This is a genomic window from Neisseria subflava (genome assembly GCF_003044645.1).
Taxonomy (GTDB): Bacteria; Pseudomonadota; Gammaproteobacteria; order Burkholderiales; family Neisseriaceae; genus Neisseria; species Neisseria subflava_B.
This window is the reverse complement of the sequence record NZ_POXL01000003.1, coordinates 273,092-289,067: the sequence shown is the minus strand read 5'-3', so window position 1 is coordinate 289,067 and position 15,976 is coordinate 273,092. Positions and strand designations below refer to the sequence as shown.

At 50.6% G+C, this 15,976-nt stretch carries 14 protein-coding genes; 7 read left to right on the top strand and 7 right to left on the bottom strand.

Annotation, left to right across the window (positions count from 1 at the left end; genetic code table 11):
• Positions 1 to 208: 208 nt before the first annotated feature.
• Positions 209 to 1,921, top strand: a complete 1,713-nt coding sequence (locus DBY97_RS05015) for a proline--tRNA ligase (RefSeq protein ID WP_107857698.1) — start codon at positions 209 to 211, stop codon at positions 1,919 to 1,921.
• Positions 1,922 to 1,987: 66 nt separating this feature from the next.
• Here DBY97_RS05015 and pflA read toward each other — a convergent pair whose 3' ends face one another.
• The 5 genes from pflA to DBY97_RS04990 all read right to left on the bottom strand — a co-directional run bounded on the left by pflA (position 1,988) and on the right by DBY97_RS04990 (position 9,147).
• Complete coding sequence (pflA, locus tag DBY97_RS05010; RefSeq protein WP_107723667.1) at positions 1,988 to 2,794, bottom strand: pyruvate formate lyase 1-activating protein; 807 nt, start codon at positions 2,792 to 2,794, stop codon at positions 1,988 to 1,990.
• A 139-nt stretch (positions 2,795 to 2,933) separates the two neighbouring features.
• Positions 2,934 to 5,219 carry a formate C-acetyltransferase gene (gene pflB / locus DBY97_RS05005; RefSeq protein WP_107857661.1) on the bottom strand — a complete coding sequence of 762 codons (2,286 nt, stop codon included), beginning with the start codon at positions 5,217 to 5,219 and terminating at the stop codon, positions 2,934 to 2,936.
• Positions 5,220 to 5,520: 301 nt separating this feature from the next.
• Complete coding sequence (locus DBY97_RS05000; protein ID WP_199900735.1) at positions 5,521 to 6,819, bottom strand: adenylosuccinate synthase; 1,299 nt, start codon at positions 6,817 to 6,819, stop codon at positions 5,521 to 5,523.
• Positions 6,820 to 6,862: 43 nt separating this feature from the next.
• Positions 6,863 to 8,020: an ATP phosphoribosyltransferase regulatory subunit gene (locus DBY97_RS04995; RefSeq protein WP_107857659.1), complete on the bottom strand. Its 1,158-nt coding sequence runs from the start codon at positions 8,018 to 8,020 to the stop codon at positions 6,863 to 6,865.
• Positions 8,021 to 8,343: 323 nt separating this feature from the next.
• Positions 8,344 to 9,147, bottom strand: a complete 804-nt coding sequence (locus DBY97_RS04990; protein WP_003680807.1) for an outer membrane protein assembly factor BamD — start codon at positions 9,145 to 9,147, stop codon at positions 8,344 to 8,346.
• Here DBY97_RS04990 and rluD point away from each other — a divergent pair.
• The 6 genes from rluD to DBY97_RS04960 all read left to right on the top strand — a co-directional run bounded on the left by rluD (position 9,146) and on the right by DBY97_RS04960 (position 13,908).
• Positions 9,146 to 10,270, top strand: coding sequence for a 23S rRNA pseudouridine(1911/1915/1917) synthase RluD (rluD, locus tag DBY97_RS04985; protein WP_049332554.1), 1,125 nt, complete (start codon positions 9,146 to 9,148; stop codon positions 10,268 to 10,270). The genes DBY97_RS04990 and rluD overlap by 2 nt on opposite strands.
• Positions 10,271 to 10,350: 80 nt before the next feature.
• Positions 10,351 to 11,121 carry a peptidoglycan editing factor PgeF gene (pgeF, locus tag DBY97_RS04980; protein WP_107857658.1) on the top strand — a complete coding sequence of 257 codons (771 nt, stop codon included), beginning with the start codon at positions 10,351 to 10,353 and terminating at the stop codon, positions 11,119 to 11,121.
• 124 nt (positions 11,122 to 11,245) lie between these two features.
• Positions 11,246 to 11,725, top strand: coding sequence for an LPS assembly lipoprotein LptE (gene lptE, locus DBY97_RS04975; protein ID WP_107857657.1), 480 nt, complete (start codon positions 11,246 to 11,248; stop codon positions 11,723 to 11,725).
• A complete protein-coding gene (gene holA, locus DBY97_RS04970) occupies positions 11,725 to 12,726 on the top strand; it encodes a DNA polymerase III subunit delta (RefSeq protein ID WP_107857656.1) in 1,002 nt (333 codons plus the stop codon). The genes lptE and holA overlap by 1 nt, the downstream gene beginning before the upstream one ends.
• A gap of 146 nt (positions 12,727 to 12,872) precedes the next feature.
• Complete coding sequence (locus tag DBY97_RS04965; protein WP_107857655.1) at positions 12,873 to 13,292, top strand: hypothetical protein; 420 nt, start codon at positions 12,873 to 12,875, stop codon at positions 13,290 to 13,292.
• A 91-nt stretch (positions 13,293 to 13,383) separates the two neighbouring features.
• Positions 13,384 to 13,908 carry an RDD family protein gene (locus DBY97_RS04960; RefSeq protein WP_107857654.1) on the top strand — a complete coding sequence of 175 codons (525 nt, stop codon included), beginning with the start codon at positions 13,384 to 13,386 and terminating at the stop codon, positions 13,906 to 13,908.
• Positions 13,909 to 14,002: 94 nt separating this feature from the next.
• Here the strand turns inward: DBY97_RS04960 and DBY97_RS04955 are convergent, their stop codons facing one another.
• Both DBY97_RS04955 and fabG read right to left on the bottom strand, forming a co-directional pair.
• Positions 14,003 to 15,238: a beta-ketoacyl-ACP synthase gene (locus DBY97_RS04955; protein WP_107857653.1), complete on the bottom strand. Its 1,236-nt coding sequence runs from the start codon at positions 15,236 to 15,238 to the stop codon at positions 14,003 to 14,005.
• Positions 15,232 to 15,960 (bottom strand): 3-oxoacyl-ACP reductase FabG, encoded by a 729-nt coding sequence (fabG, locus tag DBY97_RS04950; RefSeq protein ID WP_070873746.1) that lies wholly within the window; start codon positions 15,958 to 15,960, stop codon positions 15,232 to 15,234. The genes DBY97_RS04955 and fabG overlap by 7 nt, the downstream gene beginning before the upstream one ends.
• Positions 15,961 to 15,976: the final 16 nt, after the last annotated feature.

Genomic DNA, 15,976 nt, shown 5'->3' with positions numbered 1-15,976 from the left:
ATTTTAATATAATCATACAGTGAAAATTTATAGGTAAAACAAGGTTATGCGGCTTTGTGCATAAATTAGGGTTGACATCCCTAAAAATCGCCCCGAATCAAAAGCTGCATGAAACAACGGCCGATTTCATCAGATGCCATTCAAAAGACACGCGGCCACACATTTTGCGTTACAATACGCACTTATTTTTAAGAAAGAAAAATACGCCATGAAAGCCTCCCAGTTCTTCATTTCTACCCTTAAAGAAGCCCCTGCCGAAGCCGCACTTGCCAGCCACAAGCTGATGATTCGTGCCGGTTTAATCAAAGCCAACGCATCCGGTCTTTATACTTGGATGCCGATGGGCCTGCGCGTATTGCGTAAAGTTGAAAACATCGTGCGTGAAGAAATGGCCCGCGCGGGTAGCGTGGAGCTGCTGATGCCGGTGGTACAACCTGCCGAACTGTGGCAAGAATCCGGCCGCTGGGAGTTTTACGGTAAAGAACTGCTGCGTCTAAAAGACCGTCATGACCGCGATTTCTGTATGGGTCCGACTTGCGAAGAAGTCATTGCCGACATCGTGCGCAAAGAAGTCAACAGCTACAAACAACTGCCGAAAAACTTTTACCACATCCAAACCAAATTCCGCGATGAAGTGCGTCCGCGCTTCGGTGTGATGCGTGCGCGCGAGTTCGTCATGAAAGACGCTTATTCCTTCCATGCCGACTATGCCTCGCTTCAGACGACCTATCAAGATATGTACGACGCTTACTGCCGTATCTTCACCCGTTTGGGTTTGGAATTCCGTCCTGTTGCCGCAGATACCGGCAGCATCGGCGGTACCGGCTCTCACGAATTCCAAGTATTGGCTGAAAGTGGTGAAGATGTGATTGCATATAGCGACACTTCCGATTACGCCGCCAATATCGAATTGGCACCGACTTTGCCGCTCAAAGGCGAACGCGCTGCTGCTCAGGCCGAGTTGACCAAAGTACATACACCAAACGTCAAAACCATTGAGTCTTTGGTTGAATTCCTGAATATTCCGGTTGAACAAACCCTCAAATCCATCGTGGTTGAAGGCGAAAACGAAGGCGAACTCGTCCTGCTGCTGTTGCGTGGCGACCATGAGTTTAACGACATCAAGGCAGAAAAACTGGCCGGTGTGAAATCACCGCTGACCATGGCAAGCCCTGCAGCGATTGTTGAACAGTTCGGCGCAAACGGCGGCTCTCTCGGCCCTGTCAACTTCAAAGGTAAAGTCTATGCCGATTTCGCCACCGAGAAAGGCGCAGACTGGGTTATCGGCGCGAACGAAGACGACTACCATTATACCGGCTTCAACTTCGGCCGCGATGCTGCCGAGCCTGAATTTGTTGATTTGCGCAATGTCATTGAAGGCGACATCAGCCCTGATGAACAAGGCCGTCTGAAACTGGCGCGCGGTATTGAAGTCGGCCATGTCTTCCAATTGCGCGACAAATATACCCAAGCCATGAATGTCAGCTTCTTGGACAATAACGGCAAATCCCAAATCATGGAAATGGGCTGCTACGGTATCGGTATCACCCGCGTTGTTGCTGCAGCCATCGAGCAAAACAACGACGAAAAAGGCATTGTTTGGACCAAAGCAATGGCACCGTTTGAAGTCGTTATCGTGCCGATGAACTACAAAAAATCTGAAGCCGTACGCGAAGCCGCCGACAAAATCTATGCCGAGCTTCTAGCTGTCGGTGCGGATGTATTGCTGGATGACCGCGACGAACGTGCGGGCGTATTGCTGAATGACTCCGAGCTGTTGGGTATTCCTCACCGCATCGTGATCGGCGATCGAGCCTTAAAAGAAGGCAATGTCGAATATGCCGAACGCCGTGACAATCAGGCTCAAGCCGTTGCGGTATCAGAAGTTGTCGCCAAGGTTTTGGCCGCATTGAACGTTTAAGTTTTTTTCAATAATGAAAAGGCCGTCTGAAACTGATTATTTCGTTTCAGACGGCCTTTTTCTGTTTTAATAAATAATGTTTTTTCCGTAGCTCTCTAATATTTCTTTGATTTTCAAAATGGTTTCTTTAGGCGGCGGATGTACGCCTTTTAACTTGTACTCATCGCCGCACAAAGCCCATTTATGTGCGCCCAATTCGTGATACGGCAAAAGCTCGACCATTTCGACATTATCCATATCACCGATAAACTCGCCCAATAAATGCGCTGAACGCTCATCATCGGTGTAGCCTGGAACAACCACATAACGAATCCGCGTCGGCTGATTGCGTTCGGCAAGATAGCGCGCGAATTTCAGCGTTTTGGTATTTGGGATACCGACAAGCACTTTATGAATTTCAGGATCGATTTGTTTTAAGTCAAGCATGACTAAATTGGTATGATCGAGCAAATCATCCAAAATCGAATCATAGTGCAAAGCATAGCCATTACTGTCGAGACAGGTATGGATATCGTGTTCCCGACAGGCCGTAAACCAATCGCGCACAAACTCATACTGCAATAACGGCTCGCCGCCGGTTGCCGTTACCCCTCCGCCTGTCGCGCGCAAATAATGGCGATATGTCATGACCTGCTTCATTACAGTTGCCACATCCAATTCCTGCGCCTGCTCGGTATGCAAATCCCAAGTATCGCGATTATGGCAATAAAGGCAACGCATCAGGCAACCTTGCAAAAAGAGGACATAGCGTAAACCCGGACCATCGACTGCACCGCAAGATTCAATCGAATGAATAATGCCTTTGCCGTTATAGTGACGGTGGCCAAGGTTTTTTAGTTCCGGCTCGGGGGTAATGGCAAAAGTCGTGGACATAGTGTTCGGCTCAAAAATAATTTTGCTGATGTGAATTGTACGGCAATAAAGGCCGTCTGAACATTTCAGACGGCCTTGGAGCTTTGTTTCAAAACAAACCAAATGCAAATTTGGCTTCTGGTTTGTTTCGCTACCCGGATTACATGGTTTCTGTGAACGTACGGGTAATCACGTCAAGCTGTTGTTCGCGGGTCAACGAGTTGAAGCGAACCGCATAACCGGACACACGAATGGTCAACTGCGGATATTTCTCCGGATTGTGCATCGCATCTTCCAAAGTCTCGCGATTCAAAACGTTGACGTTCAAGTGTTGACCACCTTCCAAAATACCGTCTTCATGGTGAAAATAACCGTCCATCAAACCGGCAAGGTTGCGTTCGCGAGAATGCTCGTCTTTACCCAACGCGCCAGGAATAATGGAGAAGGTATAAGAAATACCGTCTTTTGCAAACTCAAATGGCAGTTTGGCTACGGAAGTCAATGAAGCGACTGCACCGTTGACGTCACGGCCGTGCATCGGATTTGCACCCGGACCAAACGGAGCGCCTGCACGGCGGCCGTCCGGAGTATTACCGGTTTTCTTACCGTAAACAACGTTGGAAGTAATGGTCAACACAGACTGAGTCGGAGTAGCGTTGCGGTAAGTTTTGTGGGTTGCCACTTTTTTCATGAAGCGTTCAACCAAATCGCAGGCGATATCATCAACGCGGTCGTCGTTGTTACCGAATTGTGGGTATTCGCCTTCGATTTCGAAGTCGACGGCAATGCCATTTTCATCGCGAATCGGTTTCACTTTGGCGTACTTAATGGCGGACAATGAGTCGGCAGCCACAGACAAACCGGCGATACCACATGCCATCGTACGGATCACATCACGGTCATGCAATGCCATCAACGCGGCTTCGTAGCTGTATTTGTCGTGCATGTAGTGAATAATGTTCAGCGCGGTAACGTATTGGGTTGCCAACCAATCCATGAATTTGTCCATGCGCTCAAAGACAGTGTCGTAGTCCAAAACTTCGTCCAGAATCGGCTCGGTTTTCGGACCAACTTGCTCTTTAGATTTCTCGTCCACGCCGCCGTTGATTGCGTACAGCAGAGTTTTAGCCAAGTTAGCACGTGCGCCGAAGAACTGCATTTGTTTGCCGACCACCATCGGGCTGACGCAGCAGGCAATGGCGTAGTCGTCGCTATTGAAGTCAGGGCGCATCAAATCGTCGTTTTCGTATTGGATGGACGAAGTATCGATGGATACTTTGGCGCAGAATTCTTTAAAGCCTTGCGGCAGTTGTTCTGACCACAATACAGTGATGTTTGGCTCAGGAGACGGGCCCATGTTGTACAGGGTATGCAGCACGCGGAAGTTGGTGCGTGTTACCAAGGTACGGCCGTCCAAACCCATACCGCCGATAGATTCGGTTGCCCAAATCGGGTCGCCGGAGAAGAGTTGGTCGTATTCCGGCGTACGCAGGAAACGGACCATACGCAGTTTCATCACCAAGTGGTCAATGAATTCTTGCGCTTGGGTTTCGGTAATCACACCGTTTTTCAGGTCGCGTTCGATGTAAATATCCAAGAATGAAGATACACGGCCGAAGGACATCGCTGCGCCGTTTTGAGATTTAACGGCAGCGAGGTAGGCAAAGTAAGTCCATTGGATGGCTTCTTGTGCATTTTTTGCAGGGCCGGAAATGTCGTAGCCGTAAGAAGCCGCCATTTCTTTCATTTGACCCAAGGCTTTGTATTGTTCGTTGATTTCTTCACGACGGCGGATCACTTCTTCCAAGTCCACACCGTTTTCCAAATCGGCTTGCAGTGAGTTGAACTGGTTGAGTTTGTCTTTCATCAAGAAGTCGATACCGTACAATGCAACACGACGGTAGTCGCCGATAATACGGCCGCGGCCATAAGCATCCGGCAGGCCGGTAATCACACCTGATTTACGGCAGCGGCGGATATCGGGCGTATAAACGTCAAATACGCCTTGGTTGTGGGTTTTGCGGTATTTGGTGAAAATTTCGCTGACTTCTGGATTCAATTCAACGTTGTACACTTTGCACGCATCTTGCACCATTTTCAAACCGCCAAACGGCATGATAGAGCGTTTCAAAGGCTCGTCTGTTTGCAGGCCGACGATGGTTTCCAAATCTTTGTTGATGTAGCCTGGAGCATGGCTGGTAATACCGGAGACGATTTGCGCGTCAATTTTATACGGCTCGTGCGTACGGTTTTCAACCTTGATGCCTTCCATCACTTCCGCCCACAGTTTGGTTGTGGCTTCGGTTGCTGGTGCCAAGAAAGAGGCATCGCCTTCATAAGGCGTGTAGTTTTTCTGAATAAAATCGCGAACATCTACGTTGGTTTCCCAGTTGCCACCAGTAAAACCTTCCCAAGCGGCTGGACGTTGCTGAACATCATTTGACATATCAAGCTCCTAATTTTATTGAAAATATAGACCGTAAATTTTCTGAAAGGATAGCACTAATACCCTTCCATTTACAGGGATTTTCTTGAAATAAAATTACAGACTAGCCTTTCCTTGACTTACATCAATGAGAATAATCGTTACTTGTCACTACATCTCAGTTTCCAAACACTCGCGTTAAAAAACGGCGTAAAATACAAAATTCAGCCCTGAAGACAGACGTCCTTCAGGGCTGAATGTTTATTGCATTTATATAAAAGGCCGTCTGAAAATTCAGACGGCCTTTTATTCACTTAATCAATCAAGCAAACGGGTGATGCAAAACAATGGTTTCTTCGCGATCAGGACCGGTTGAAACAATAGCCACGGGCGCACCGCACACTTCTTCAATACGTTTCAGATAAGCTTTAGCGTTTTCAGGCAGCTTGTCGTACTCTTTCACGCCGAAAGTAGACTCGCTCCAACCCGGCATGGTTTCATAAATCGGTTTGCAGGTTTCTACCGCATCAGAGCCGCAAGGCAGAATGTCGGTTTTGCCGCCATCAGGCAATTCATAACCTACACAGATATTGATGTTTTCAATACCATCCATCACGTCCAGCTTGGTAATGCACATGCCGGAAATGCCGTTAACTTGAATAGAGCGTTTCAGAGCAGCTGCGTCAAACCAGCCACAACGACGCGCACGACCGGTTACGGAGCCGAACTCATGGCCGCGCTCAGCCAAACCTGCGCCCACTTCGTCAAACAATTCAGTCGGGAATGGACCAGAACCCACGCGGGTGGTATAGGCTTTAACGATACCCAAAACGTAATCCAGCATTTGCGGACCTACGCCTGCACCGGCAGAAGCGGCACCAGCCAAGCAGTTGGAGGAAGTTACAAACGGATAAGTACCGTAGTCGATGTCCAGCAACGTACCTTGCGCGCCTTCAAACAACAGGCTTTCGCCTTTACGGTTTTTCTCGTTCAAAACACGGGAAACATCGGTAATCATCGGCGTAATGCGCGGTGCAACTTTTTCAATGACCGCCATCACGTCTTCAACTTTTACCGGCTCGGCATTGTGCAGGTGTTGCAACTGAACATTGTAATAAGCCAAAACAGCTTCCAGTTTTTCAACCAGTTTTTCAGGGTGCAACAAGTCCACCACGCGAATCGCGCGACGGGCAACTTTATCTTCATAGGCTGGGCCAATGCCGCGACCGGTTGTACCAATTTTGCTTTTACCGCGGGAAGCTTCGCGAGCTTGGTCAAGCGCAATGTGGTAAGGCAGAATCAATGGGCAGGTCGGCGCAATTTTCAGACGGCCTTCAACGTTTTTCACACCGGCAGCGTTCAATTCGTCGATTTCACCCAACAATGCTTCAGGAGAAACGACAACGCCTGAGCCGATGAAGCAGTCCAAAGTCTCGTGCAAAATGCCGCTTGGAATCAGGCGCAAAATGGTTTTTTTGCCACCGACGACCAAAGTATGGCCGGCATTGTGGCCGCCTTGGAAACGTACTACACCGCTGGTTTCTTCCGCCAGCCAGTCAACAATCTTACCTTTGCCTTCATCACCCCATTGGGCACCGATTACGACAACATTTTTAGCCATAGCCATCTAACCTTATTTCAGATACAAAATTTCAAAATAAAACTCAATCGTTCAAAGCGATTACTTTCCAAACGCCGTCTACCTGTTTCAGACGGCCTGTAACCTCTTCCGAACCGTTATAGCCGATACCGTAATCGATAACGACACATTGTCCTTGTTCGCGCAAAGCATCTACCGCTTCTTGAGCTGCGGGCATGTCTTTTACATCGACAGCCACCACGGATTCCCGTCCGATAGCAGGAAGGCGGCCGATGAAGCTGCGCAAATCAAAACTGAATCCGGCTGCAGGACGCGCTCGTCCGAAGTATCCGCCCAATCCGTCATAACGGCCGCCACGTGCCACGGCATCATGACGGTTTGAACCATAAGCCGCGTAAAGCAAACCGGTGTGGTAATTGTCAACGCGCAGTTCCGACAAATCGATATGCACTTTTTGATTTGGGAACGCATCGCATACTGCCTGCAATTCATCCAAGGCCGCACTGACTGCGGACAATTCCGGTAATTTCTCACGAGCCACAGTCAGCACTTCACGACCACCGTACAGTCGGGGCAACAATGAAAACGCTTTTGCCCACATACCGTCAAGTTTCCACTCTTTAACCAACTGGCTGACAACCTCGGCATCTTTGTCCTGCATCGATGACAGCAGGGTTGCCGATTGCTGCTCATCTAAATGCGCGGCATTTGCTAAAGCACGGAATACGCCGATATGGCCCAACGAAAGCAAAACTTCGCCCATGTCGGCAATCTTCATGCTTTTCAGCATCAAATCAATCAATTCAATATCCGCTTCAATGCCTTCCAAGCCATACATTTCCGCACCTGCCTGTAAAGGCTCGCGCATATTGAGCAATCCGTCAGGCCGCGCATGAAGCACCGAACCGGCATAGCATAAACGGTTGATGCCCTGGTTGGCAGAAAGCAAGTGGGCATCAATACGCGCCACCTGCGGCGTAATATCCGCGCGGATACCGAGCTGACGGCCGCTAAGCTGATCGACGACCAAAATGGTTTTCAAAGACAAACCGGCATCGATATGCGTCAATAAAGAATGGCTGTATTCCATCAATGGCGGTTGCACCAATTCATAACCATGCACGCGAAACAAAGCCAACAGCCGCTCACGGGCGCTTTCCAGTTGTCGGGCATTGGTCGGTAACACGTCGGCAACGTGTTCAGGAAGCTGCCAAGACTTCATGAGAATCTACCTCTGTTTTTTTGTAAACATAAAGGGCTGCTTAAATTTAAAACCAAATCAGCCTGACGACTGAAATTTTCCTGAATGCATCAACGGCAAATCCGATGCGGCTTCAACAAAACTGATTTTAAATTTAAACAGCCCCTGAGTAACGGCTTCAAACCGTCGAGTTATTAAAATCAGACTTTACCATATTAAAACGAATTTTGCACCCTGTTTACAGAGAGCGTAAAAAAACATTAAAAACAAAGGCCGTCTGAAAACCAAATGCATAGCTGCATCATTTTCAGACGGCCTTAATTCATGCCTGAACAACCCGACGCTTAGCGCCAGTAACGCCACCAAGGCATATCGTCAGATCGCCATTCGTGTTGCAAGAACGGGCTTTGCGGGAAGTTGGTTTCCAAAACACGGCGTGTATCAGCAGCCAGTTGCGGCTTGTCCAGTTTTTTGTATGCCAATTCCATCATCGCCAAAGCTTCTTCGACGTAACGGGTATTTTGGTAACGGCTGACGATTTTTTGCGCACGGTTGGCCGCTGCGACATAAGCACCGCGTTTCATGTAATAACGCGCCACAGATATCTCGTTACCACCCAAAGCGTCCACCAGCTTGGCCATACGCTCGGTTGCATCGGCAGCGTATTTGCTGTTTGGATAACGTTGCACCAGCTCGGCAAACGCCTGATAAGCATCGCGGTTGGCTTTCGGGTCGCGGTCGGACCAGTCTTGGGAAGCCAGCTTGTTCAAGAAAGACTGATCTTCGTTAAACAGGACCAGACCTTTCAAGTACAGCGCGTAGTCCATATTCGGATGTTGCGGATGATGGCGTTGGAAGCGCGCAATGGCAGCCAAGGCTTTTTCCGGCTCATCGTCTTTATAATAGGCATACGCCGTATCCAACTGGGACTGCTGGGCATAGCGGCCGTTTGGAAAACGGGATTCTAAAATTTCGTATAACTTGACAGCTCGCGTATAATTGTTGCTGTTCAATTCGTCTTGCGCTTCGGCATAAAGCTTTTCCACACTCCAATCTTGAGTAATTTGGGCGTCTTTATCGATTGTGCCTTTATTTGCGCAGGCACTCAGTGCCAAACCTAAAGAAACTACTAAAAGAATTTTTTTCATGCAGAATACTTCCTTTGATAACGAAGCCGATTATAGCGATGATTTAGACTTTCCGTCATCCCCTGAAACAGAAAGTTGTGTTAATTTGACCGTTCCGCTCGAAATGGCGGGCGGAAGACTGGATGCCGTATTGGCCAAACTCATGCCCGACTACTCGCGCAGCCGCCTGAGTTCGTGGATTAAAGAGGGTGCAGTCATTGTAAACGATAAGCCGGCGCAACCCAAAGATAAAATGATAGGCGGTGAATTGATTGCCGTTACGGTACGTCCGAGCGAAGAAAACCTCGCGTTCACGCCCGAACCGATGGATTTGGACATCATTTATGAAGACGATACCGTCATCGTCATCAACAAACCGGCCGGATTGGTCGTCCATCCTGCCGCAGGCAACTGGAGCGGCACCCTGCTCAACGGCCTGTTGGCGCACTGTCCCGAATTAAGCCAAGTGCCGCGTGCGGGCATCGTACACCGTTTGGACAAGGAAACCAGCGGCCTGATGGTGGTCGCCAAGACCCTGCCGGCGCAAAACTCACTGGTTCAACAGCTTCAAGAGCGCACAGTCAAACGCATTTACCGTGCAGTCGCCAACGGCATTGTTCCTTTTGACGGCAAAATCGAAACCCAAATCGGCCGCGACCCGCACAACCGCCTGAAAATGGCAGTCGTCAAATTTGGCGGCAAACCTGCCATTACCCACGTCAAAGTGTTGGAACGTTATCTGGCACACAGCTACATCGAATGCTCGCTCGAAACTGGCCGCACGCACCAAATCCGCGTTCATATGCGCGAAGCCAACCATCCGCTGGCCGCCGACCCTGTTTACGGCAACCTGCGCCATCCATGCAGCGACGCAGTTAAAGAAGCCATCAAAGCCCTTGGCGCGCGCCAAGCCCTGCACGCCTACCGCTTGAGCTTTGTACACCCGAAAACCGGCGAAACCGTTTCCTTTGAAGCGCCTATACCTGACGATATGTACCACCTGCTCTCCGTCCTGCGTCTGGAAGCCGGTTTGGATTCGTCCCTAAGCAACGAGGAAGAATGGCAAGAGAAATTCGGCATGGACGATGACGACGATTGGAATGAAGACGACTACGATGTCGAAGTCGTTTATGTAAGGGATTAAACCCATTTTTCAGACGGCCTAAAATATTATTTGAGGCCGTCTGAAATCAATCCGTTCCAATATTCAGCGATTCAAAGATTATGAAAACCATCACAGATACCCTAAACCTCGCCCCGCAAGGCAAGAATTTTTTGACTGCCGACTGGCCTGCCCCTGCCAATGTTAAAACGCTTATTACCACACGCAACGGCGGTGTCAGCGAAGGCGTGTACCGCAGCCTGAATGTCGGTTCGCACGTCGGCGACAATCTGGAAGCCGTGCTCCGCAACCGCGAAATCGTACAGGAACAAGTCGGCCTGCCCGTTGCCTACCTCAATCAAATCCACAGCACCATTGTTGTAAATGCCGCCGAAACATTAGGCAAAACACCCGACGCCGATGCCTCGGTGGATACAACGGGAACAGTCGCTTGCGCTTCGATGACTGCCGATTGCCTGCCTGTCTTGTTTTGCGACAAAGCAGGGACAGTCGTTGCGGCGGCTCATGCAGGTTGGCGCGGTTTGGCCGGCGGCGTTTTGCAAAACACCATTGCAGCAATGAATGTCGAGCCGTTGGAAATCATGGCCTATCTCGCCCCTGCCATCGGCCCTGATGCGTTTGAGGTAGGGCAAGATGTATTTGATGCGTTTTGCACCCCTATGCCGGAAGCTGTCGATGCGTTTAAAGACATCGGCGGCGGCAAATACCTTGCCGACATTTACGCTTTGGCGCGCATGGTTCTGCACCGCGAAGGCGTGAACATGATTTATGGCGGCACCCATTGCACCGTCTTGGAACGCGATACTTTCTTCTCCTACCGCCGCGACGGACAAACCGGCCGCATGGTCAGCCTGATTTGGTTGGAAAAATAAGATTCGCGACATCAAAGACAAGGCCGTCTGAAAGACTTTCCGTTTGCAGTTTCAGACGGCCTAAACATTATTCGTTATAATCCGACGATACCGACCGGAACCGGTTTCAACGAAAGAATATCCAATGAAAAAAATCCTATTGCCTGTACTCGCCCTATTGCTTGCCTCTTGCGGTTTCCACCTGAAGGGTACAGGCGTGACTTCCCAGCCGCTGCCTTATCAAAACTGGCATGTAGAAGGCGGAGCCGTCATGCAAAAAGCGCTGGAAAATGCCTTACGCCGTGCCGACGGCCATCCGGTTAGCGAAGCCGAATCACAAATTACCCTACGCGTTGTCGACTTTCAAAAACGCCGCGATATCTACACCATCACCCGCGCCGCCGCAATCAACGAATACCTGCTGGTCATGACCGTTAAAGCCCAAGCCTTCCGCAACGGCGAGCCGGTTGGCGAACCGATGGAAGTTAAGGTTCACCGCACCATGGACTACGCCGACAGCGAAGTTTTGGGTAAACAGGAAGAGGAAGAAACCATTTGGTCTGAAATGCGTATCGACGCCGCAGATCAAATCGTCCGCCGCCTGACTTTCCTGAAGGCGCAATAATGGCTGCCGCGCCCATTGAGAGCCTGCGCCCCGATACGCCGCTCCAACCGTTGTACATTATTCACGGCGAAGAGGATTTGTTGCGCATCGAGGCTTTGGATACGCTGCGCGCAGCCGCAAAAAAACAAGGCTATCTCAACCGCGAAGTCTATACCGCCGAAAACAATTTTGACTGGAACGAGCTGTTGCAAAGTGCCGGCAGCGCAGGTTTGTTTGCCGATTTGAAACTGCTGGAAATCCACATTCCCAACGGCAAACCCGGCAAAAACGGAGGCGATGCCCTGCAAACTTTCGCCGAACGCCTGCCCGAAGATACGGTTACGCTTATCCTCCTACCCAAGCTTGAAAAAGCGCAAATCCAGTCCAAATGGTTTTCTGCATTGGCAGGCAAAGGCATCGTCTTAGAAGCCAAAGCCGTTGCGCCACATGCTTTGCCGCAATGGATACAGGGTCGTCTGAAGCAGCAAGGTTTGGATATCGAACCTGAAGCACTCGCCCTTTTTGCCGAGCGCGTCGAAGGCAATCTTTTGGCCGCCCGTCAGGAAATCGAAAAACTCGCCCTGCTCCATCCCCAAGGCCATTTGATCAATATTGCCGACGCAGAGGCCGCGGTTGCCACCGTCGCCCGCTTCGATGTATTCCAACTGGCAGGCGCATGGATGAAAGGCGATGCCCTGCGCGTTTCCCGTTTGCTGGACGGTTTGGAAGAAGAAGGCAAAGAGCCGGTTTTGCTGTTGTGGGCGGTTGCCGAAGACATCCGTACCCTAATCCGCTTGACTGCCGCACTCAAGCTGGGACAAAACATCCAAAGCCTGCGCAACAGCCTGCGCTTATGGGGCGACAAGCAGACCCTTGCACCGATGGCGGCCAAACGCATTTCCATCAACCGCCTGCTCGATGCGCTCAAAACCTGCGCCAAAATCGACCGCATCATCAAAGGTGCGGAAGAAGGCGATGCATGGACCGAGTTCAAACAACTCGTCACTTCGCTGGCCGCTTGAAACCGTTGCCGCGCGTCAAGAAACTTGCACGCAATACGCCCCAAAAACAGAAAATACTGTAAAATAGCGTAAACTCAAATTCAGGCCGTCTGAACCTCGCATTTCAGACGGCCTCTTCCAGCAAAAAACAAGGAAACACCACCCATATGGATAATAAAACCAAACTTCGCATCGGCGGTATGGCCCTGCTGACCACTGCCGTATTAAGCCTCATCATCGTTCTGATCGTCGATTCATGGCCGCTGGCCATCCTGTTGGCCGTCATCATCGTAGCCGCTGCCGCAGGCGGTTTCGTTTGGACTTCACGCCGTCAGCAACGCCAATTCCTCGAGCGCCTGAAAAAATTCGACATCGATCCGGAAAAAGGCCGTATCAACGAAGCCAACCTGCGCCGCATGTACCACAGTGGCGGCCAACATCAAAAAGACGCGATTACCCTGGTTTGTCTGTCACAAAAATGTTCCGTTGACGAAGCGCACGCCATCTTCAAAAAACGTCCGACCCGTCAGGAAATGAACCAAATGGCTGCCCAACAGGCACGCGGTCAAAAACGTCCACATCGCTAATCCCGACAGTAACAGGCCGTCTGAACATCCTATCCCGTTTCAGACGGCCTGTTTTTATTTCCATCAAACCCATTTCCGTTTCCATCGCATTATGACCCGTCTTCCTACCGCCCCTCTCAAACGCCGCCTCGCCGCACTGGTTTACGAACTTCTGCTGGCCGGCGCCGTGACCAGCATTGCCGCCCTTGCAGCCGGTATTGTCGCCATCTTTCTCAATCCCGTTTCCACACGCCTGTCCATGCTGGCAACCTGCCTGATTCTGTTCTACGCATGGTGGCTCTACTTTCGCGCCAACTGGCACAAAAAAGGCCAAACCCTCGCCATGCAGACATGGAAAATCGGTTTGGCCGATAAAAACGACACCCAGCCGCCACTACCACAACTGCGCCTGCGCTTTATTTGGGCAAGCATTTTTATTGTTTTCATTCCCCTGTTTGCCTACGCCGGATTGCGTCATCTGCTCAATATACCACCCAAAGGCGCATTCGGCGCCGCGCTCATTTGGCTCATCCTGCCATGGGGCTTTTCCCTGTTCCATCCCGACCGCCAGTTCCTCTACGACTTCTTGGCTGGAACAAGGCTGGTGGATTTAAATCAGAAGAAAACAAACGAATAAAATTCGCAAGCATCTCAAGCTCTAAATAAAATAAAGGCCGTCTGAAACTCCAGATAAGTTTCAGACGGCCTTTAATCATAACATCAAGCAATGATTATTCTTGCCAACGTTTGAACACCAGCGAAGTATTGACGCCGCCAAAAGCAAAGTTATTGCTGACCACATAATCGGTTTGAATCTCGCGTCCGCCAGTTTGGATGTAATCTACCTTGCCGCAACGCGGATCGATGTTTTCCAAATTGACGGTCGGCGCAAACCAACCATTGTTCATCATTTCGATGGTAAACCAGGCTTCCAATGCGCCGCACGCGCCGAGTGTATGGCCGAGGTAGCTTTTTTGCGAACTCATCGGTATAAAACCAAACACCGCTTCAGTGGCTAATGTTTCGGCAATATCGCCTTTTTCGGTCGCCGTACCGTGGCCGCTGACATAGCCGACTTTATCAGGCGTAATACCGGCGTTTTTCAGCGCAAGCTCCATACATTTTTGCATGGTTTCTTTTTGCGGCTGGGTAACATGGCTGCCGTCGCTGTTGGCACCATAGCCGACAAGCTCAGCATAGATTTTCGCACCGCGCGCACGGGCGTGTTCCAATTCCTCCAATACGAAAATGCCTGCGCCTTCGCCGATGACCAAGCCGTCTCGAGCGTTGTCGTAAGGGCGCGGCGTCAGCTCAGGTTCGCCGTTGCGGCGGCTGGCGGCATAGAGTGAATCGAAAACATACACTTCGGACGGACAAAATTCTTCGCCGCCGCCAGCCAGCATCATATCAATCAGGCCGTATTTAATCGCTTCGTAAGCATAACCAATGCCTTGGCTGCCGGAAGAGCACGCGCTTGATGTCGGGATGATGCGGCCTTTCAAACCGAAGAAAATGCCGATATTGGCGGCAGTCGTATGCGGCATCATGCGCACATAAGTATTGGCGTTGAAATTGCGCGATGTGCCTGTTATCAAAAGTTCGCCCATATCGCCGATGTCTTTGGTGCTGCCGACAGACGAACCGCACGCTACGCCCATACGGCCGTCGGTAATGCTTTCATCGCCCAGCAAACCCGCATCCGTCAAGGCTTGCTCCGCCGCATCGACACACAAATGCGATACGCGACCCATGCTTCTAAGCTGCTTGCGCGTCCAGTGTTCGGGAGGAGAATAGCCTTCAATCGGCGCACCCAGTTGCGCTTCCAATTCAGGAAAGCGTTCTCTCCAGTCCATGTATTTGACGGCATTTTTTTCGGCTTTAAAGGCCGTCTGAATACTTTGCCAATCACGGCCGAAGGCGGTAATACCGCCGATACCTGTTACTACGACTCTTCTGGTATTCAACACAAACCTCCGTTCACAGCAATCACTTGGCGCGTAATGTACGCCGCTTTTTCATCCATCAAAAAGCGTACCGCATGCGCCACTTCCTCGGGTAATCCCATACGCGCGGCAGGGACGGCCTTTAAGATTTCTTCGACAGGCACGTTCTCATCGATAATATCGGTATCGATAAGGCCCGGCGCCACGCAGTTAACGGTAATTTTGCGTTTTGCCAACTCAACCGCCAAGGCTTTTGCCGCGCCGATCAAACCCGCTTTGGACGCGCTGTAATTGACCTGACCGCGGTTGCCCGTCAAACCGGACACCGATGCCATGCACACAATCCGTCCTGCTTTGCGGCGGCGGATCATCGGCATGGTCAAAGGGTGCAACACATTATAAAAACCGTCCAAATTGGTACGCAGCACCAAGTCCCAATCATCATCTGCAAAAGCAGGAAACGCATTGTCGCGCGTCAGGCCGGCGTTCAACACCACGCCGTAATATGTGCCGTTTGCCTCAATGTCGGCAGTCAAAATTTCTCGGCAGGCTTCGCGGTCGGACACGTCAAACTGCAACACGCGCGCATTTCTACCCAATGCACGGATTTCTTCTGCAACAGCTTCCGCTTCATCGCGACGGCTGCGGCAGTGGACGACAATATCAAAGCCGTCCTGAGCCAAACCAAGCGCGACGGCTTTGCCGATACCGCGATTAGACCCTGTAATTAAAATAGTTTCACTCATACGTTTTCTCACTATA

Coding starts and splice junctions, on each gene's coding strand:
- DBY97_RS04995 (WP_107857659.1), bottom strand. CDS start 8,020: ATGAAGTCTTGGCAGCTTCCTGAACACGTTGCCGACGTGTTACCGACC.
- pflA (WP_107723667.1), bottom strand. CDS start 2,794: ATGTCCACGACTTTTGCCATTACCCCCGAGCCGGAACTAAAAAACCTT.
- DBY97_RS04990 (WP_003680807.1), bottom strand. CDS start 9,147: ATGAAAAAAATTCTTTTAGTAGTTTCTTTAGGTTTGGCACTGAGTGCC.
- lptE (WP_107857657.1), top strand. CDS start 11,246: ATGAAAAAAATCCTATTGCCTGTACTCGCCCTATTGCTTGCCTCTTGC.
- DBY97_RS05000 (WP_199900735.1), bottom strand. CDS start 6,819: ATGGCTAAAAATGTTGTCGTAATCGGTGCCCAATGGGGTGATGAAGGC.
- DBY97_RS04965 (WP_107857655.1), top strand. CDS start 12,873: ATGGATAATAAAACCAAACTTCGCATCGGCGGTATGGCCCTGCTGACC.
- DBY97_RS05015 (WP_107857698.1), top strand. CDS start 209: ATGAAAGCCTCCCAGTTCTTCATTTCTACCCTTAAAGAAGCCCCTGCC.
- pgeF (WP_107857658.1), top strand. CDS start 10,351: ATGAAAACCATCACAGATACCCTAAACCTCGCCCCGCAAGGCAAGAAT.
- pflB (WP_107857661.1), bottom strand. CDS start 5,219: ATGTCAAATGATGTTCAGCAACGTCCAGCCGCTTGGGAAGGTTTTACT.
- fabG (WP_070873746.1), bottom strand. CDS start 15,960: ATGAGTGAAACTATTTTAATTACAGGGTCTAATCGCGGTATCGGCAAA.
- rluD (WP_049332554.1), top strand. CDS start 9,146: ATGCAGAATACTTCCTTTGATAACGAAGCCGATTATAGCGATGATTTA.
- DBY97_RS04960 (WP_107857654.1), top strand. CDS start 13,384: ATGACCCGTCTTCCTACCGCCCCTCTCAAACGCCGCCTCGCCGCACTG.
- holA (WP_107857656.1), top strand. CDS start 11,725: ATGGCTGCCGCGCCCATTGAGAGCCTGCGCCCCGATACGCCGCTCCAA.